The organism is Pontibacter sp. GD7, from assembly GCF_058216375.1.
Genome location: NZ_JBYZMP010000002.1, coordinates 74,045 through 92,201, shown reverse-complemented (window position 1 = coordinate 92,201; position 18,157 = coordinate 74,045). Strand labels below are relative to the sequence as shown.

Here is an 18,157-nt window from a genome sequence, read left to right as displayed (position 1 = left end):
AGCAAGACGCAAAAAATTGCGTCTCTGCATTCCCATAAACCAACAGCGAATAATGGTATCGTGCCTCTACATATCCAACAATTTATCAATTTAGACATTCAACATTCAACAAAAATAATTTCTCAAATTTGAGTAAAAGCCTGGCCTTTTGCTGTGTGCGTGTACCCAAAAATTGTAAATTTGAAATCTTAATTAGTCAGAGGGTATGGCCAAGAACACTTACAGAAACGATACGCTCAATTATGGGCGGCAGAATGAGGTGCGGGGTAAGAATGAGCCACGCAGGGCAAATGTGCCCAGAAGCGAGATGGAGAAGAAACCAAAGAAGAAGTGGTCTGTTAAGCTGCCGTCTTTTTCGTTGCCAAGTATAAATATTGCTTTCTTCAACGATCGTAGGGTAAAGCTTTCGGTTGGCTTTACGTTGCTGCTCATTTCCTTCTGCATGACCATCGCTTTCGTGTCATACCTGTTCACGGGCAACGCAGACCAAAGCGTGGTATACTCCGTGGAGGGTACCGGCCTGAAAGAGTCGGGGCAGGAAGCGGAGAACTGGCTTGGTTTGTTCGGAGCCTGGTTATCGCACATTTTTATCTACCAGTTGGTAGGTCTTGGCGCCTTCTTTATCATTCCTGTCTTTTTTGTGGCTGGTTTGCGCATTGTATTTAAACGTGTTACGCTGTCCCTTTCCTATATACTTGGCCTGTGCAGCTTTAGCACATTGTGGCTTTGCCTTACCCTGGGCTATGTTGTTTTTGCTTTTGATGCGATTGGCCGCTATGGCTTTTTAGGTGGTGGCATTGGCGTAGAAGCCGCTATCTGGATGAACAGCCTGATCGGGTGGGGTTCGTGGTTAGTATTAGGCTTTCTGATGCTGGTGTTCCTGGTGGGCTTCTTTAATATCACAAGTATAAACTGGGGCTCAAAGGCAAAAGAAACAGAAGAGGACACTGAAGAAAAGCCTTTCGGAAATTATGCAGCTGCGCAATCGCTGGGTGATGTGCTGGGCAATGGCAGCCGTGGTGTAAACCATAATTCAGATCCGACGGCCTCGCTGGAGCAGGAAGAGGAAGAAGTGCTTTACGACAACGAGGAAGACGAGGAGATAAACCGTGCCCTCGAAATGGAGTTAAGTGCTCTTACAACTATAAATGAAGTTCCTGCCAAACCTGCTGGTCCTACGCTTGAATTGGATATTGACGATGCACTGCTGCAGGAAGATGAGTTCGACAATACCGAAGAGCCTGAATTAGAGCCCGAAATGGAACTGGAGATTGAGCAGACACCCGAAGAGGCAGAAGCTGATGTGATCTCCGGTGAAAACTATGATCCAACCCTGGACCTTGCCCGCTACCAGTACCCGCACATTGATTTGCTGAACGACTACGGCACTAACAAGATACAGGTAACAAAAGAGGAACTCGAGGAGAACAAAGATAAGATCGTGGCCACGCTGGGTCATTACAATATTGGTATTGCCAGCATTAAAGCTACCATTGGCCCAACGGTTACGCTTTACGAGATCGTGCCGGATGCCGGTGTGCGTATCTCCAAGATCAAAAACCTGGAAGACGACATTGCTCTGAGCTTAGCAGCCTTGGGTATTCGTATCATTGCGCCGATTCCGGGTAAGGGTACCATTGGTATCGAGGTGCCGAACACCAAGAAAGAGATGGTTTCCATCAAATCCATACTTTCTACGGAGAAGTTCATGAAGAGTGATATGGACCTACCCATCGCCTTCGGCAAGACCATCACCAACGAAGTATTCATCACCGACCTGGCTAAAATGCCGCACTTGCTTATGGCGGGTGCTACGGGTCAGGGTAAGTCGGTTGGACTTAACGCCATACTTACCTCATTGCTATACAAGCGCCATCCTTCGCAGCTTAAGTTCGTGCTTGTAGACCCTAAGAAGGTGGAATTATCGCTGTTTAATAAAATAGAGCGCCACTTTTTAGCAAAGTTGCCGGATAGCGAAGAGCCGATCATTACCGATACCAAAAAGGTAGTGAACACGCTGAACTCGCTGTGTATGGAGATGGACATGCGATACGATCTGCTGAAAGATGCCGGTTGCCGTAACCTGAAAGAGTATAACAAAAAGTTTGTAGAGCGTAAGCTGAATCCGAAAAAAGGCCATCGCTTTATGCCGTTCATTGTGTTGGTGATAGACGAGTTGGCCGACTTAATGATGACTGCCGGTAAGGAAGTGGAAACCCCGATCGCGCGTCTGGCACAGCTGGCCCGAGCCATTGGTATACACTTGGTAGTAGCCACGCAGCGTCCGTCGGTAAACGTGATCACGGGTATCATCAAAGCCAACTTCCCGGCACGTATCTCTTTTAAAGTAACCTCTAAGATCGATTCCCGCACTATTCTGGATGCCGGTGGTGCCGACCAGCTGATTGGCCAGGGTGATATGCTCTTCTCCATTGGTTCGGATATGGTGCGTATCCAGTGTGCTTTTGTGGATACCCCGGAAGTAGACAGAATCTGTGACTTCATAGGGGAGCAGCAAGGGTATAGTGATGCGTATTTGTTGCCTGAGTTTATCGGCGACGAAGGCGGCAACGAAAAAGCTGATTTTGACCCAAGCCAGAAAGACCCACTGTTTGAGGAAGCTGCCCGCATTATCGTGCAGCATCAGCAGGGAAGTACCTCGCTGTTACAGCGCCGCCTTAAGTTAGGCTACAACCGCGCAGGCCGCCTGATTGACCAGTTAGAGAGCGCCGGAATCGTTGGTCCGTTTGAGGGAAGCAAGGCCCGTGAAGTTTTAATTACCGACGAATACAGTTTGGAACAGTTATTGAATACAATGGGGTAGATATACCTAACAAGTAAATTTTAAACATGAAACGATTATTATCTCTACTGCTGGCGTTAGCGCTTTTTGTGAGCCTGGCAAACGCGCAGCAAGACCCTAAGGCAGGCAAAATACTGAATGCCATGAGCCAGAAGTATAAAACGATGAAGGCTTTCAAGGCAAATTTCAGCCAGACACTGGAGAACCCCTCTGCCAAGGTGAAAGAAACTATGAATGGCGAGATTGTGGTAAGCGGCAACAAATACCGTTTAGGTGTTAGCGGCCAGGAGATCATTAATGATGGCAAACTGATGTATACTTACTTAAAGGATGCCAACGAGGTAACGATCACAGAGACTGATGCTGAGGCCGAGGCCATGTCGCCGAGCAAGATATTTGACATGTATAAAAAAGGCTACAAGTATGCCCATGCCGGCACCGAGACTGTGGAAGGTGTAAAGTATGAGGTGATCGAAATGGCCCCTGAAGACCGCAGCAACCCGATCTTTAAAGTACGCCTTTTCATCAACCAGAAAGACAATACCTTAAAAAGCTGGCAGATGTTCCGTAACAACGGTAACCGTTATACTTATACCATTAAGAATTTCCAGGCTAACCCAACGCTTGCTTCCGATGCCTTTACTTTTAACAAGGCAAAGTATAAAGGCGTGAGTGTGGTTGACCTAAGATAAAATACCAACCTTTTATGATTTAAAAAGGCTGTTCCCGGTGTGGGAGCAGCCTTTTTTATTTTACCTCACCCAGCCCTCTCCTAAAAACAGGAGAGGGAGCTCTTGCACTTTCTGAATTCCCCTCTTGAGAGGGGCAGGGGTGTGTTTACTGTAGCTGATGCTTAATCTTCCTACTACCAAGATATTTGCAGGATGACAAAGACAAAATACGGTCCGGTGAGATGACAGAGAAAATAGCAGGAAATGCTCCCTCTCCTGTTTTTAGGAGAGGGCCGGGGTGAGGTAAATTACAGGTTGGACCCGGTGCTGCATAAAGCAAAGTATACTTCAATCACCCTAACCCTAAAATCAGTTTTCACACCATCGCTTAATCTCTTACATTTGTATAAACCTTTCCCTATACTGCCCCATGACCAGAGAACAGCTTTTCGAGCAAATCCTGCTGAAGAAATCATACTTGTGCGTTGGCCTTGATACCGACCCCAAAAAACTGCCGCAACACCTCCTCGACACCGAAGACCCGGTGCTGGAATTTAACCGCCAGATCATAGAAGCCACTGCCGACCTGTGCGTGGCCTACAAGCCAAACATTGCCTTTTATGAGGCACAAGGGCCAAAGGGTTGGGTAAGCCTGGAACGTACGCTGCAGTACATCCCGAAAGAGATTTTTACTATTGCCGACGCCAAGCGCGGCGACATTGGCAACACCTCGGAACTGTATGCCCGTGCCTTTTTCGAGACCATGAATTTTGACTCGGTGACGGTGGCACCTTATATGGGCTCCGATTCTGTGAAGCCGTTTTTGGTGCAGGGTGGAAAGTGGGTTATACTTCTGGCCCTTACCTCAAACCCGGGCAGCAAAGACTTCCAGATGCTGCGCCTTTCCGATGGCAGCGAAGAATACTTGTTTGAGCAGGTACTAAGCGAAAGCGCTGAGTGGGGCACGCCGGGCCAGTTGATGTTTGTGGTAGGCGCTACGCAGGCAGAGTATATTCAGCGTGTAAGGCAGATTGTGCCGGAGCATTTCCTGCTGGTGCCGGGTGTAGGTGCACAGGGTGGTAGCTTGGAGGAGATCTCAAGACTAGGCATGAACCAGCGTTGCGGCTTACTAATAAATGCCTCCCGTAGCATCATCTACGCCTCCTCCGGCCGCGACTTCGCCGAAAAAGCAAGAGAAGCTGCACTGGAAATTCAGAAGGAGATGGAGCAGTACCTGGAGCAGTATGTGCAGCATGTTTAGGTTTAAATAGCTATTTATGATGGTTGAAAAAGGTAAAACAAATTGGAAATCAACTACAAATAGATTTGTAGCTTTTTTTGATATTCTTGGCTTCAAAGATAAAGTAATGAGGAAATCTCATAATGATATTTATGAAGAACTAAGCCAAATCTCCAGGATTAAGAAAAAAATAGAGAGTACTCATAGTAAGGGCTCAAATATGCGTTATTCTGATGCAGATGTGTATGTAGTTACTTTTTCAGATTCAATCGTTATCTTTTCAAAGGATGATTCTATTGAGAATTTTGAATATTTTCTAATAGCTTCAAGGTATTTCTTTGCGAATGCTATTAAACATAAAATACCCATGAAAGGAGGGCTTGCTCATGGTGAGATTAGTCTTAATAAAACAGAACAGATATATTTTGGCCAGCCTATAATTGATGCTTATTTAATCGAAGAGGAAGTTAACTATCTAGGGGTTGTTGCTCATAATTCTATTAATAGCTATATCGCAAACAGCCTGGAATCATCATTGTCACCTATAGTAGATAAAGTTTTAATCCAAGAAAAGGCATTTCTTAAATCTGGAAAAATTAATCACTTAAATGTGGATTGGTTTAAACTATTGACAGATGATAATGATGAATCTGCTGTAGTTGAAGCAGTAGAGGATTGTCTTAAAAGAATCTGTGATTCAGTCTCTGGTTCACCACGAAGATATATAGATAATACAATTGATTTTTTTTACCAAGCAAGGAATCAAGGTAAGCTAACATATGAAAAAACCTTAATTAAATAGTTTGTTTCAAATGCTCACCCTAACCAAAACCGACTCCACCAATCCCGACTTCATAGCCCTCGTCCGGCTGCTAGACCAGGACCTAGCTATTAAAGACGGAGACGAACACGCATTTTATGCACAGTTCAACAAGATTGCTAACATAAAGCATGTGGTGGTGGCTTACAAAGATGGTGTGCCGGCTGGTTGCGGTGCCATAAAGCCATTTGCTGAGGGAGTGGCAGAGGTGAAGCGCATGTTCGTACACCCGGATTTCAGAAGGCGAGGCGTGGCTAAAGCTGTATTGGATGAGTTGGAAGTATGGGCTGCAGCTTTAGGGTTTAAATCGTGTATTTTAGAAACCGGTAAAAAACAACCTGAGGCCATAGCCTTATACCTGGCCAGTGGCTACCAGCTTATCCCGAACTACGGGCAATATGCCGAGGTAGAAAACAGCGTTTGCATGCAAAAAACAGTGGGCAGTTTAAGTAAGCAGTGCCATGAAGTATAAACACAACAAGCTAATGCTTATACTTGGCCTGCTATTTATACTTGTGCCAGCAGTAAACGCGCAGCAGCCAGTTGGTAACATGCCGGCTTTTTTTCAGGAGTATGAGCTAAAGCCCGATAATAAGCTAACCAGGTATAAAAAGTATGATTTTGCATCGCTCTGGACGCAAACTGAAAACCGATATGTCTATGGCATTATCGGGAAGGATAACCAGCGCATCAAAATAAAACTCACCTCCATTACCCGAAACCCCAATAACCCCTCTGAATACCTCGTAACCGGTAAATCGGCTGTGAAAAATAATATCTGTTTGTTCCAGGGCACTATTCGGGTGCGCGAGATCAGGGAAGTAAAGCAACTGTATTATGGCGTTGATGATGCTTTTAAAAATAGTGGGATAAAAGCGCAGGGCATTTTAGTGGCCGATTACGAATTCTTCGAAACAAAAGGACAGCCGCACAGTGGTGTGTTCAGAGGCAAACTTTATACTGCCTGGTACCTGGATAAGGCAAACAACCTAAAGTATAATGGTATCCAAAGCCAGACCGATGGGTATTTGAACAACGCATTTGTGGGTAACTGGAGTATGTATGATGCTGACCTGGTGCAGGTATGTAAATGGGCAGATTACAGGGTGCCAAATCCTGCGGCGGGTTTCGATATGGGTGCCGGCGAGTTTTCACCAGCAGAAAAGCACCTCGCAAAAGGGTGGGAAAGCTATCGGAGGGCAATGGATGGGGATAGGCTGGCAATAGCACTCGAAAGCGCCGCCTGGTGGGAATAAACTGTATCTTTGTACAACGTATAAATTCTGCGGACTCCCTATTCGCGTATAATTAAGGCTAATCTACGGGGACTCGGAAGTTCCCGGCAGAAAGCTTTCGGACTAGGAAATCCGAAAGAGCAATATGGGTGTTAGATTATAGCTAAGCTGCAAAAATTAACAAGAGAATAACATAAACATGACCAATAACGACGTACTTCGCCGCATTCGCTTTACTTTCGACTACAACGACGCGAAAATGATTGAACTGTTTGCCTCTGGTGGCATGCAGGTAACACGTGCCGAGGTAAGCGACTGGCTAAAGAAAGAAGACGACCCGGAGACCAAGGAGATAGGCGATGAGCAACTAGCGGCATTCCTGAACGGCTTTATAAACGAGAAGCGCGGCAAGAAAGAAGGTGAGCAGCCTGCACCGGAGAAAAAGCTGAACAACAATATCATACTTCGCAAACTCAAAATAGCCCTTAACTTAAAGGATGAGGACATTATAGGTATACTTGAACTGGTAAGATTCAGGCTGGGCAAAGCAGAGTTGAGTGCCTTTTTCCGTAACCCGAGCCAGAGCCAGTACCGTCCGTTAAAAGACCAGATTCTGCGTAACTTCCTGCACGGTATGCAGCTAAAATACCACGGAAAGGAAAACTAAAAGCAATCTCCCGACACCAGCATGAAAGAGGATTTCCTGCACTACATCTGGCGGCATCAGTATTTCGATAGATCGGAGGTGAGCACTACCGATGGAGAACCTGTGCAGGTGATCAGGACCGGATTTTACAATACCGAAGCCGGACCCGATTTTAAGGAAGCCATCGTCAAAATAGGCGAGGTGGAATGGTCAGGTAGCGTAGAGGTGCACCTGAAAGCCTCTGACTGGAAACGTCACCAGCACCACACCGATGGCAAGTATGACCAGGTAGTGTTGCATGTGGTATGGGAGGCCGATAAACCAGTTTATAGGCAAAACAATACGCTTATACCTGTGCTGGAATTAAAAGGTCGGGTAAATCTACAGCTACTTCATACCTACCAGCAGTTACAGCAAGCCCGGCATGCCATACCTTGTGCGGCTTTCTGGCATGCAGTGCCGGAGGTTACCAAAATAGCTATGATGGAGCGCGCCCTGATTGAGCGGCTGGAGCTGAAAGGGGAGGAGGTGCTGCAAACCTACCAAAGCACGGGCCACGATTGGGAGCAAACAGCATACTATACTTTGCTGCGCGGTTTCGGCTTTAAAACAAACCAACTGGCATTTGAGCAACTGGCCAAAACCTTGCCTTTTAAAGTGTTGCGCCAGCATGTAGCTTCACAGTTCCAACTGGAGGCTTTGCTGTTTGGTCAGGCAGGCTTTTTAGCTGACCCAGCCGATGACTATGCGGCGCAATTGGCAAAGGAATATACCTTTCTGGCGCACAAGTATAAACTACAGCCTTTGCAGCCCCACCAATGGAATTTCCTGCGCATGCGCCCCGGCAATTTTCCGACCATGCGCCTTGCCCAGTTGGCTGCTGTACTTCATAAACGCCCTTCACTTTTTGCCACTTTACTTGAACTGGACACGGTAAAAGCCTACGAAGCGCTTTTCAGGGCACAGGTTTCGGAGTATTGGCAGCGGCATTATATGATTGGTAGGGCAGCTAAAGGCAAACAGCAAAGTATGGGCAAAAGCAGCGCACAAAACCTTATCATTAATGTAGTAGTGCCTTTGCTGGTTGCCTATGCCAGCCACACCGGCAACCGCCACTACCAGGACAAAGCCATTGCCTTGCTCGAGCAGCTAAAAGAAGAGAGCAATAAGTACACGCGCTTATATGAAGAACTGGGTTGGCAGGCGAAGTCATCTGCAGATAACCAGGCAGCGCTGGGCTTGTTCAGGTTTTACTGCGAGCCGGTAAACTGCATGCAGTGTGGCATTGGTAACAAGATCATGAAACAGCGGGCAAGCTAAGTATGGAGGTACTTTTATACTTCGTAAACGCTTTGCTGCTGGCCGGACTTATCTGGCTGCTGTACCGGCAACAAACGCTTCAGGCCAAAAAAAAGCATTTGCTGCCGGCGCTGGCGCTTAAATTACTGGCTGGTATACTTTTAGGCTTACTTTACCACCATTACTACCGTGAAGGCGATACCATCACATTCAAAAATGCCTCGCTTATACTTTCAGATTATGCCCGGCAAAACCCTGGAGGCTACAGCAAGCTTATACTTTTCAATGTGTTCGAGAGTGATGCATTCAGGGCTACAATCCCTTTTTCCAGGTTGCCCAACTTTTCCAACTCCTTCTTCTTTATCAAAATACTCAGCCTGCTAAACCTGCTAACCAATAACCAATACTACCTTAATGCGCTGTACTTGTCGCTGTTTAGTTTCTGGGGAACGGCTACACTTGTTTCAGTACTTACAAAGCATTTTCCAAAGTATAAAATGGCGGCTGTATTGGCGTTTTTATACTTTCCGTCGGTGGTGTTTTGGAGTTCGGGGGTGTTAAAAGATGCCATCCTTTTCGGGAGTATATGTTGGGTAGTTGCCAAGGCTATAAGGCTGGCTGAAGAAAGGCGTTTAAGTATAGCTAGTTGGGTACTAGTACCCTTTATGCTGTATGTTTTTGTCCGGATCAAGTTTTTCCTGGCGCTAATAGCCATACCGCTGTTCTTGCTCTACATTATCGTAAAGCTAACAGCTGCTAAAACGAACCTGCTAAAGTATACCTGGCAGCAGCATCTGACACTGTTACTGGGCTTTGGAATGGTTGGCATGTTGGGTTTATACTTTGTATTGGGCTACAACAACGCTTTTTTCTTCAACAACCTGGTAGATACCTACGAAGGCATCCTAAAACTTTCTCAGGACAAGCCGCATATTCAATTCGATCAATTGGAGCCAAGTATAAGTAGCTTTCTTTTGAATGCGCCTGAAGCTCTTTTCAGTGCCGTGTTCCGGCCATTTCTTTGGGAAGCGGTCAATGCGTTATACCTGCTCATGGCTTTGGAAAACCTGCTTATACTTGGGCTAGCCATACTTGCCGCGATAAGTCTGTTCAGAAACGGGCTCAAAGAACTCACGCCACTGCAGCTTGCCTTTATACTTTTGGTCGTAAGTTTTGGGGTGATCATCGGGCTTTCCACGCCTAACTTTGGCACCCTAAGCCGCTACCGCATCGTGTTTCTGCCGTTTTTGGTGTACCTGCTTTTGCAGAACCAATATGCCAGGAAGCTGCTTGCGAAGTTGCCGTTGTAGTTATATTTTGTAGGGACAGGTCGCGACCTGTCCGCGGAATGGCCTATCGATGAAACGTAAAGTATAAGTACAAATAAGCCTAAATTATCAAACATCCTGTACATCCATTTTAATCCTGAAAATCGTGGTCCAGACGATTTACTGTGTGCACGATTCGGACAGGTCGCGACCTGTCCCTACGAAAGCGATTCTTACATCCAACAACGTCACTCGATCAACGATCAACGAACAACGACAAACGCCACTCTTTCAAACTCCCGTGCTTCTTTGTACCTTTGCGCTTTATTTAAGAGAGCTATGCAAAATCCTGTAATCATATTGGGTGCCCAGAAAGTGGGTACAGCCGCATTGGATATCTTTAACAGCAACAACGTGGTGGTGTACTGCTTCCTCGACGACAGCAAAGACCTGCAGCAGCAGGAGGTTAACAATGTGTCGGTGATGAGCAGCACAGATGACAGCGAATTCCTGAAACTGATAGGCAAAAAATGCGACGTGTTTGTAGCCGCAGAAGATTCGGCTGCCCGCAAAAGTATGATCAAGATGCTGAAGGATGACTATAAGGTGGTACCTTTGAATGCGATACACCGCTTCAGCTCTGTATCAGAGTTTGCCTGGTTGGGCCATGGCAACATGATCGCTTCGGGTGCGGTGGTTAACAACAATGCAAAAGTTGGCAACTACACGCTTATCCACTCTAATGCTGTGGTTGACAGCTACGCCGAGCTGGCAGATTTTGTGCAGGTTGGTGCAGGCGCTGTGATAAACTCAGATGTAAAGATCGAAGAGGGTGCCTTTATCGGGTCAGGTGCTGTAATTGTATCTGGTGTTAAGATTGGTAAGAACGCACGCGTAGGCGCAGGAGCTGTAGTTATAGCCGATGTACCAGCCAAAGCAACCGTTTTCGGTAACCCAGCCGCCCCGGTAAAGTAAACTTTTATACTTGGCATTGCTGTTACAGAACTGACAAATGTCATTTTCAGGTATAGGAGATGCTTATACTTTTGCAGAATAATTTTGAATGAGTGATTGAGTGGATGAGTGAATGTTATAAGGTATAATCCTGTTTATCATTTAATCATGTAAATCCTGATCCAACAATTTAACAATAGCTCCGAAGGAGCAAACAATTAACAATTAAATTTAACACTTAGCGAGAAACTAAGCAGTTATGAACAAACCATATAGCATACTACTTTACTACTGCTACGCGCAGATCGAGAACGCGGAGGCTTACCGCGACGAGCACCATTTGCTTTGCCTGGAGCTTAACCTACTGGGCCGCATCATTGTATCCGACGAGGGGCTGAACGGTACCGTTTCGGGTCTGAAAGAAGACTGCGAGGAGTACATGAGACGCCTGCACGCAGACCCGCGTTTCGCCAAAACAGATTTCAAGGTTGACCCATCGGATGCCCATGCCTTTACAAAACTGCACGTGCGTTACAAGCCAGAGATCGTGCATTCTGGTTTGCGCCACATCGACCCGAACAAACGTACGGGTGTGCATCTTTCGCCGCAGGAGTTTAAAGAACTGAAGGACAAAGAAGATGTAGTGGTGCTGGATGTACGCTCTGATTACGAGCATAGCGTGGGCCGTTTCAAGAATGCCGTTACTCTGGATATCGAGAACTTCCGTGAGTTTCCGGATAAGGTAGATGAACTGAAAGAAAAGTATAAGGATAAGAAGATCTTAACCTACTGCACCGGCGGAATTAAGTGCGAGAAGGCAAGTGCCTTTTTGCTGGAGCAGGGTTTCGAGAACGTGTACCAGTTGCATGGCGGCATTATCAAGTATGGCATGGAGGCCGGCGGCGAAGATTTCGAGGGCAAGTGCTATGTGTTTGATAACCGCGTGGCCGTTGATGTGAACAAGGTTAACCCTACTGTTGTATCATGCTGCCATGTATGCGGAACCAAGTCGGATAGAATGGTGAACTGTGCCAACCCGGTGTGTAACCTGCACGTGCCAATCTGCGAAGAGTGTGGTGTTAAAATGGATGGAGCTTGTTCTGATGAGTGCAAGGAGCATCCCGAAAAACGCCCTTACGATGGTACAGGCTATTATCAGAAAGAGATGAATGGCTATAATCCACTGAAAGGTTTCAACCGTAAGAAGAAATCTAACGTACAAGTATAAGTATTCTCTAAAGCTCAAGAAGAGCGCAGCCGACGTATGGCTGCGCTCTTCGTTTTTTTTATATATTGTGAGTAATAAATTCAGCCCGGTAATTTTTAAGAATCGGGTATTACAACCAAGAATTTTAAAGGCATAAATATGCAGAACACCAATACACCAAATGCTACTATAATTCCGGAATCGGAGTTGATCATTAACAAGGACGGTAGCATTTACCACCTCAACCTGTTGCCAGAGCATATCTCTGATACTATCATAACAGTTGGCGACCCGGAGAGGGTAGAGCGTGTGAGCCGCCACTTCGACGAAATGGAGATACAGATCGCGAAGCGTGAGTTTGTAACGCACACCGGCTATTATAAAGGCAAGCGAATCACGGTTATCTCAACAGGCATGGGTACCGATAACATCGATATCCTGATGAATGAGCTGGACGCGCTGGTGAACATTGATTTTGCAAGCAGAACCGTTAATGAGGAAAAGATAAAGCTAAAAATCGTACGTGTTGGTACTTCTGGTGCTTTGCAGGACGATGTGCCACTGGGCAGCCACCTGGCTTCACACTACTCGGTAGGCATCGACTCGCTGATGGAGTTTTACCCGCTGGAGCAGAATGAGAATGAGCAAAGTATAACTTCTGCCCTGCAAAAAGAGTTGGGTCTGACCTTCAGACCTTACTGCGTGGGCGGCTCTCAGGAGCTTATCCAGAAAATCGCCTTCGACATGATTCCGGGAAATACGCTGACGTGCCCTGGCTTTTATGCGCCGCAGGGCAGAGTACTGCGCGCAGGCCTTAAAAACCAGAACCTGCTGAAGACTTACAATCAGTTCAGGGTATGTGACTTTAGGTTGACAAACTTTGAAATGGAGACAGCCGGTTACTACAGCATGGGCCGTTTACTAGGTCATGAGATGCTTTCGCTAAATGCGATTGTGGCAAACCGCATCACGCAGAAATTCGCCGAAAACGCCGAAGCTGTTATCGATGATCTGATCCTTAAAGTATTGGATAGGATATAACAGGACTTGCCTTAAAGTATAAACCCCGCGCTTTGTAGAAGATCTGCAAAGCGCGGGGTTTATACTTTTATACTTAAAGAGAAGCTCTAGAAGAATTCAATGTTCACTACGGAGGCAATCGGGATGCAGCAGCCGGCCTTCAGGGTCAGGTATTTATCATCAGCAGCCCAAACGGTAGTGTCCACGCGCTTTAACTCTCCTTCAGCGGTTTTGAATGTGATCTCCACTTTTCCGCGGTAAACGTTGCCCAGCATGGTGGCGCGGTTCAGGTCCCACAGGCGCCGTTTCCGGTCTTCTGTGCTTTCCAGAACATCGTTGTGGTTAAAGTGCAGAGACGGAATTACTTCCTTCTCCACGATTGGGATGCGGTTGGCCTGGGCTTTCATATCGGTGCGTTTTAAAGTGGAACACCTGATTATAAATACTAACTATAAATACGAAAGCAGCGGCCTGAGCGAATGACTGTTTGGTTAAATTTTTTGCAGGAAAGCTATCGTATCCACCGCATCTGCATAGTCCCAGGGCATAGGGCGCTGCGCTTCTCCAAAAGGTATGCTGCCTTCCAGCCATCCGTGCGCCGAAACAATGCATTCGGTTTTATCTTTGATGGCACTCAGTTTTTCGCGCAGGTCTGTTAGTGAAGAGAATGTTTCATAGAACAGCACTGAAATAGGCGATATGACATTCTCGCTTTCCTGCACCAGCATAAAGCCATTGTCGAAGTGGTGCACGCGGTTTACCAGTAGCAGTGATTTGTTGTAATCGTAGTGGTTCTGGTAGCGGTGCATGTCTAGTATGTTGCTGTGGCTGGTGTTGGCTTCAAAAAACTTATCAAAAGTATAGCCCTCCGGCACAAATACCTTAGACACGTTTCGTCTGTTCAAGCCATAGTATAGTATAATGTCATCTCCAAGCGCCTTCAGGTCGTCTTCCTCCTCGTGGCCGGTAAGCACACCTATACTTCTGCGCTCTGTGCGCACAATATGTGGGAGTTTCGAGAAGTAGCGTGTAAGGTACTCTATGGCGCTGTCGGAGCCGGTGGCAATCAGTGCATCGGCCTCTTTCAGCATACCCGCAAACTCGAAGCTATTGGCAAACGCCGGCTCAATGGTAACCAGCATATCGGCAACACGACGCATGAGCACCTCATCGTCGGGGCTTAACTTAGCAAGCAAGGTATGGCCACTAATCAAAACAGCCATAAAATCGTGGAAGCCAGCCAGCGGTTTGTTGCCAGGCATTACTACGCCAACTTTTTTGGGTGTAACCTGTTTGAGGTGGTAAGGGTAAAGCCACTCGCGCAGGTACTGTTCGTCCAGTAACCTGATCACACCTGCAATGGCCGCCGAAACATTCTGTTCATCAAACCACGGATTTCGTGACGAAGCCATACGGGTCCATACTTGAATATCCTCCGGGCTAAGCTTCTGAAGTTGTTTTCCGAGTTCGATGAAGGCTTCTATGCGGTTCTCTAAGGTCATGGCAGTGGGTATTGCGTAAAAATTTATTTGATAAGGAAGGCGATTGTTCCTAATTTTGTTTGTTAAACAAAGCAGATTACAAAAGTATAAAAAATATACAGGAGATACGACTATGGCGATAATGATAACGGACGAGTGTATTAACTGCGGTGCCTGTGAGCCGGAGTGCCCTAACACTGCCATATACGAAGGCGGTGCTGAGTGGACCTGGGGAGGTGGCACAGCGCTGAATGAGGTGGAGATCGACGGGGGTGAGGTTATCCCTGGCGATGAGCCGCAAACGCCTATTTCAGACGAGTTCTATTACATCGTTTCAGATAAATGTACAGAGTGCATGGGCTTTCATGAAGAGCCGCAGTGTGCTGCCGTTTGCCCTGTTGATTGCTGTGTAGACGACCCGGACTACCGCGAGACAGAGGAAGAACTGCTAGCCAAGAAATCCTGGCTACACCAGGAAGCTTAAGTATAAGAGCTTCAGAAGTATAAAACCTGTCTCACAAAGGCAGGTTTTTTTATTGTTCTGAATCAGGATTTACAGGATTATTGGATGGACAGGATTGCTTACAACAATATTAGTTAATTAAGGTGTTGTGTCTCTGAAGTGCTATCGTAATATCTATCTTTTTCAAAATTTATGATAAGTACTAGTGTACACATCACCAATCCTGTCCATCCAATAATCCTGTAAATCCTGATTCGGACAACAATCATCAATTAACAATCAACAATTCCCCTAAATTGCCTATTTTTGCTTTTTAGCCCGAAAAGCAGCAAAAAAGAGTAAACGATGTCGATTTCAACGAAATATAACCCCAAGGAAATAGAGAAGAAGTGGTACGATAGCTGGATGCAGCGCGGCTTCTTCCACTCAGAGCCTAACCCGAATAAAGAGCCTTACACCATTGTGATTCCGCCGCCAAACGTAACAGGGGTGCTACACATGGGCCACATGCTTAACAACACGATCCAGGATGTGCTTATCCGTCGTGCGCGTATGCAGGGCAAAGAGGCTTGCTGGGTACCAGGCACCGACCACGCTTCTATTGCCACAGAGGCAAAAGTAGTGGCGATGCTTAGGGAAAGGGGAATTGAGAAGAAAGACCTTACCCGCGACGAGTTCCTGAAGTATGCCTGGGAGTGGAAAGAGAAATATGGCGGCATCATTCTGGAGCAGCTAAAGAAACTGGGCGCATCCTGCGACTGGGACCGCACCCGCTTCACCATGGAAGACGACCTGAGCGCAGCCGTTATCGAGGTGTTCGTGGACCTGTACCGCAAAGGCCAGATCTATCGTGGCGTGCGCATGGTAAACTGGGACCCACAGGGCCGTACCGCCCTTTCTGACGAGGAGGTTATCCCGAAAGAAACGATGGCGAAGATGTACCACCTGAACTACGAAGTAGTGGCAGAAGGTGCAGCAGCGCCAACATACATAACAGTGGCCACATCCCGCCCAGAAACCATTATGGCCGACGTGGCGGTTGCTGTTAACCCGAATGATGAGCGTTACAAGCACCTGCATGGCAAGTCGGTTCGCATTCCGTTGTTGGGTAAAGAGATCCCGGTTATACTTGATGAGTACGTCGCCATTGACTTCGGTACAGGTGCCCTAAAGGTAACGCCTGCCCACGACCTGAATGACTACGAACTTGGCCAGAAGCACAACCTGGCTTCTATCGACATCCTGAACGACGATGGCTCTCTGAATGAGAAAGCGCAGCTATACGTTGGGCAGGATCGTTTTGAGGCGCGTCGCAATATCGTGAAGGACCTGAAAGAGGCTGGCTTGTTGGTGAAGATCGAGGAGTATGCCTCTGTGCTGCAAACTTCTGAGCGTACGGGTGCTGTAATCGAGCCGCGCTTGTCTATGCAGTGGTGGTGCAAGATGGACAAGATGGCAAAGCCTGCCCTTGAGTCTGTGATGAACGATGAGATTCGCCTGCACCCGCCTAAGTTCAAGAACATGTACCGTGCCTGGATGGAGAACGTGCGCGACTGGTGCGTTTCCCGTCAGTTGTGGTGGGGCCAGCAAATACCTGCCTATTACCTGCCGGATGGCTCATATGTAGTAGCTGCTACACCTGAGGAGGCTCTTGCTTTAGCCCGCAAAGAAAGCGGTAACGAAAACCTTCAGGCCGAAGACCTGCGCCAGGACGAAGACGTGCTGGATACCTGGTTCTCGTCGTGGTTATGGCCAATCTCTGTTTTTGATGGCTTTAAAGACCCGGACAACAAGGATATTTTATACTATTACCCAACCAACGACCTGGTTACTGCCCCTGAGATCCTTTTCTTCTGGGTGGCGCGTATGATCATGGCTGGTTTCGAGTTCCGTAACGAGATGCCGTTCAAGAACGTGTACCTGACAGGTATTGTGCGTGATGCGCAGGGCCGTAAGATGTCTAAGTCGTTGGGTAACTCGCCAGACCCGCTTGACCTGATCGATCAGTACGGTGCCGACGGTGTGCGTGCAGGTATGCTGTTCAGCTCTCCGGCTGGTAACGACCTTCTGTTCGACGAGAAACTGGTAGAGCAGGGACGTAACTTCACGAATAAGATCTGGAATGCTTTCAGGCTGATAAAAGGATGGGAAGTTGATGAAAACCTACCATGCCCGAACGAAACAGCCATGAAGTGGTTTGAGTCAAGGTTCAATGAAGCTTTTACGCAGATCGAGGACCACTTCAGCAAGTTCCGTATTTCGGATGCCCTACTTACGGTTTACAAACTGGTGTGGGACGACTTCTGCTCGAACTACCTGGAGATGATCAAGCCGGCGTATCAGCAGCCAATCGACAAGAAAACGCTGGATCAAACGCAGGAATTCCTGGAGAAGGTGCTGAAGGTGCTGCATCCGTTTATGCCTTTCATTACAGAAGAGATCTGGCACGACCTGAAAGAGCGCAAGGACAAGGAATACCTGATCGTGGCGCAGTGGCCGAAGCGTGACAAGTTCGACAAGCAGATCATCGAAACTATGGAAAGCGTGTTAGAGGTGGTTGGTGCTGTGCGAAACATCCGCAACTCGAAGAATATTCCGAACAACAAGCAGCTCGACCTGTACATTAAAGCCGTATCCCGTGAGCGCTACGAGCCATTTATGGTCGTAATTAAAAAGCTGGCTAACCTGGATAAGATTGAGTTTGTAGGCGAGAGCATCGATGGCGCTATCAGCTTTATTGTTTCCGGCGATGAGTTCTTTATACCGATGGAGGGAAACATTGACGTGGAGGCAGAGCGTGAGCGTCTGCTGAAGGAACTGGAGTATACTAAAGGTTTCCTGATTTCGGTTGATAAGAAGCTGAGCAACGAGCGTTTTGTAAGTGGTGCCCCAGAAGCGGTTATCGCTAACGAGCGTAAGAAGAAAGCTGACGCCGAGGCCAAGATCAATGCCATTGAGCAGAGTTTAGCTTCGCTGTAAAGTATAAAATTCTGAGTATAAAAAGGCCGTTCCTGATGATGGAACGGCCTTCTTTTTTTAGATTGTCCCGT

Annotated in this window: 16 protein-coding genes; 14 read left to right on the top strand and 2 right to left on the bottom strand. The window is 47.1% G+C overall.

Going from position 1 to position 18,157, the window contains the following annotated elements:
* Window positions 1–205 precede the first annotated feature (205 nt).
* The 12 genes from AC4BAP_RS03430 (at window position 206) to AC4BAP_RS03375 (ending at window position 13,184) form a co-directional block, all read left to right on the top strand.
* On the top strand, window positions 206–2,824 hold the full coding sequence (locus tag AC4BAP_RS03430) for an FtsK/SpoIIIE family DNA translocase (protein ID WP_490581222.1): 2,619 nt from the start codon (window positions 206–208) through the stop codon (window positions 2,822–2,824).
* Between the two features lie 26 nt (window positions 2,825–2,850).
* Window positions 2,851–3,495 carry an outer membrane lipoprotein periplasmic chaperone LolA1 gene (gene lolA1 / locus AC4BAP_RS03425; protein ID WP_490581221.1) on the top strand — a complete coding sequence of 215 codons (645 nt, stop codon included), beginning with the start codon at window positions 2,851–2,853 and terminating at the stop codon, window positions 3,493–3,495.
* A gap of 409 nt (window positions 3,496–3,904) precedes the next feature.
* The gene (gene pyrF, locus AC4BAP_RS03420) at window positions 3,905–4,735 is read left to right on the top strand and encodes an orotidine-5'-phosphate decarboxylase (protein WP_490581220.1); all 831 of its coding nucleotides are present in this window, start codon (window positions 3,905–3,907) and stop codon (window positions 4,733–4,735) included.
* Window positions 4,736–4,751: 16 nt separating this feature from the next.
* Window positions 4,752–5,516, top strand: coding sequence for a hypothetical protein (locus AC4BAP_RS03415; protein ID WP_490581219.1), 765 nt, complete (start codon window positions 4,752–4,754; stop codon window positions 5,514–5,516).
* 10 nt (window positions 5,517–5,526) lie between these two features.
* A complete protein-coding gene (locus AC4BAP_RS03410; RefSeq protein WP_490581218.1) occupies window positions 5,527–6,006 on the top strand; it encodes a GNAT family N-acetyltransferase in 480 nt (159 codons plus the stop codon).
* Entirely contained in the window at window positions 5,996–6,790 is a 795-nt protein-coding gene (locus AC4BAP_RS03405; RefSeq protein WP_490581217.1) for a hypothetical protein, read from the top strand. The genes AC4BAP_RS03410 and AC4BAP_RS03405 overlap by 11 nt, the downstream gene beginning before the upstream one ends.
* Before the next feature lie 178 nt (window positions 6,791–6,968).
* On the top strand, window positions 6,969–7,436 hold the full coding sequence (locus AC4BAP_RS03400; RefSeq protein WP_490581216.1) for a YehS family protein: 468 nt from the start codon (window positions 6,969–6,971) through the stop codon (window positions 7,434–7,436).
* A gap of 21 nt (window positions 7,437–7,457) precedes the next feature.
* Window positions 7,458–8,735: a DUF2851 family protein gene (locus tag AC4BAP_RS03395; protein ID WP_490581215.1), complete on the top strand. Its 1,278-nt coding sequence runs from the start codon at window positions 7,458–7,460 to the stop codon at window positions 8,733–8,735.
* Window positions 8,736–8,737: 2 nt separating this feature from the next.
* The gene (locus AC4BAP_RS03390; protein WP_490581214.1) at window positions 8,738–10,024 is read left to right on the top strand and encodes a hypothetical protein; all 1,287 of its coding nucleotides are present in this window, start codon (window positions 8,738–8,740) and stop codon (window positions 10,022–10,024) included.
* A gap of 297 nt (window positions 10,025–10,321) precedes the next feature.
* Window positions 10,322–10,957, top strand: coding sequence for a NeuD/PglB/VioB family sugar acetyltransferase (locus tag AC4BAP_RS03385; protein ID WP_490581213.1), 636 nt, complete (start codon window positions 10,322–10,324; stop codon window positions 10,955–10,957).
* Between the two features lie 238 nt (window positions 10,958–11,195).
* The gene (gene trhO, locus AC4BAP_RS03380) at window positions 11,196–12,164 is read left to right on the top strand and encodes an oxygen-dependent tRNA uridine(34) hydroxylase TrhO (RefSeq protein WP_490581212.1); all 969 of its coding nucleotides are present in this window, start codon (window positions 11,196–11,198) and stop codon (window positions 12,162–12,164) included.
* A 138-nt stretch (window positions 12,165–12,302) separates the two neighbouring features.
* Window positions 12,303–13,184 carry a nucleoside phosphorylase gene (locus AC4BAP_RS03375; RefSeq protein ID WP_490581211.1) on the top strand — a complete coding sequence of 294 codons (882 nt, stop codon included), beginning with the start codon at window positions 12,303–12,305 and terminating at the stop codon, window positions 13,182–13,184.
* A gap of 86 nt (window positions 13,185–13,270) precedes the next feature.
* Here the strand turns inward: AC4BAP_RS03375 and AC4BAP_RS03370 are convergent, their stop codons facing one another.
* Together AC4BAP_RS03370 and AC4BAP_RS03365 are read right to left on the bottom strand one after the other, a co-directional pair.
* The gene (locus tag AC4BAP_RS03370; RefSeq protein ID WP_490581210.1) at window positions 13,271–13,570 is read right to left on the bottom strand and encodes a hypothetical protein; all 300 of its coding nucleotides are present in this window, start codon (window positions 13,568–13,570) and stop codon (window positions 13,271–13,273) included.
* 84 nt (window positions 13,571–13,654) lie between these two features.
* Window positions 13,655–14,665 carry an aldehyde dehydrogenase family protein gene (locus AC4BAP_RS03365; protein WP_490581209.1) on the bottom strand — a complete coding sequence of 337 codons (1,011 nt, stop codon included), beginning with the start codon at window positions 14,663–14,665 and terminating at the stop codon, window positions 13,655–13,657.
* A gap of 112 nt (window positions 14,666–14,777) precedes the next feature.
* On the opposite strand from AC4BAP_RS03365, the gene AC4BAP_RS03360 reads away from it, so the two are divergent.
* Both AC4BAP_RS03360 and AC4BAP_RS03355 read left to right on the top strand, forming a co-directional pair.
* A complete protein-coding gene (locus AC4BAP_RS03360) occupies window positions 14,778–15,128 on the top strand; it encodes a 4Fe-4S dicluster domain-containing protein (RefSeq protein WP_490581208.1) in 351 nt (116 codons plus the stop codon).
* Window positions 15,129–15,452: 324 nt separating this feature from the next.
* A complete protein-coding gene (locus AC4BAP_RS03355; protein ID WP_490581207.1) occupies window positions 15,453–18,086 on the top strand; it encodes a valine--tRNA ligase in 2,634 nt (877 codons plus the stop codon).
* The last annotated feature ends 71 nt before the right edge of the window (window positions 18,087–18,157 follow it).

Excerpts from the sequence above, each read along its gene's own strand:
- pyrF (WP_490581220.1), top strand. The coding sequence starts at position 3,905 with ATGACCAGAGAACAGCTTTTCGAGCAAATCCTGCTGAAGAAATCATAC.
- trhO (WP_490581212.1), top strand. The coding sequence starts at position 11,196 with ATGAACAAACCATATAGCATACTACTTTACTACTGCTACGCGCAGATC.
- AC4BAP_RS03370 (WP_490581210.1), bottom strand. The coding sequence starts at position 13,570 with ATGAAAGCCCAGGCCAACCGCATCCCAATCGTGGAGAAGGAAGTAATT.
- AC4BAP_RS03385 (WP_490581213.1), top strand. The coding sequence starts at position 10,322 with ATGCAAAATCCTGTAATCATATTGGGTGCCCAGAAAGTGGGTACAGCC.
- AC4BAP_RS03415 (WP_490581219.1), top strand. The coding sequence starts at position 4,752 with ATGATGGTTGAAAAAGGTAAAACAAATTGGAAATCAACTACAAATAGA.
- AC4BAP_RS03355 (WP_490581207.1), top strand. The coding sequence starts at position 15,453 with ATGTCGATTTCAACGAAATATAACCCCAAGGAAATAGAGAAGAAGTGG.
- AC4BAP_RS03400 (WP_490581216.1), top strand. The coding sequence starts at position 6,969 with ATGACCAATAACGACGTACTTCGCCGCATTCGCTTTACTTTCGACTAC.
- AC4BAP_RS03395 (WP_490581215.1), top strand. The coding sequence starts at position 7,458 with ATGAAAGAGGATTTCCTGCACTACATCTGGCGGCATCAGTATTTCGAT.
- AC4BAP_RS03405 (WP_490581217.1), top strand. The coding sequence starts at position 5,996 with ATGAAGTATAAACACAACAAGCTAATGCTTATACTTGGCCTGCTATTT.
- AC4BAP_RS03360 (WP_490581208.1), top strand. The coding sequence starts at position 14,778 with ATGGCGATAATGATAACGGACGAGTGTATTAACTGCGGTGCCTGTGAG.
- AC4BAP_RS03365 (WP_490581209.1), bottom strand. The coding sequence starts at position 14,665 with ATGACCTTAGAGAACCGCATAGAAGCCTTCATCGAACTCGGAAAACAA.
- AC4BAP_RS03375 (WP_490581211.1), top strand. The coding sequence starts at position 12,303 with ATGCAGAACACCAATACACCAAATGCTACTATAATTCCGGAATCGGAG.
- lolA1 (WP_490581221.1), top strand. The coding sequence starts at position 2,851 with ATGAAACGATTATTATCTCTACTGCTGGCGTTAGCGCTTTTTGTGAGC.
- AC4BAP_RS03390 (WP_490581214.1), top strand. The coding sequence starts at position 8,738 with ATGGAGGTACTTTTATACTTCGTAAACGCTTTGCTGCTGGCCGGACTT.
- AC4BAP_RS03430 (WP_490581222.1), top strand. The coding sequence starts at position 206 with ATGGCCAAGAACACTTACAGAAACGATACGCTCAATTATGGGCGGCAG.
- AC4BAP_RS03410 (WP_490581218.1), top strand. The coding sequence starts at position 5,527 with ATGCTCACCCTAACCAAAACCGACTCCACCAATCCCGACTTCATAGCC.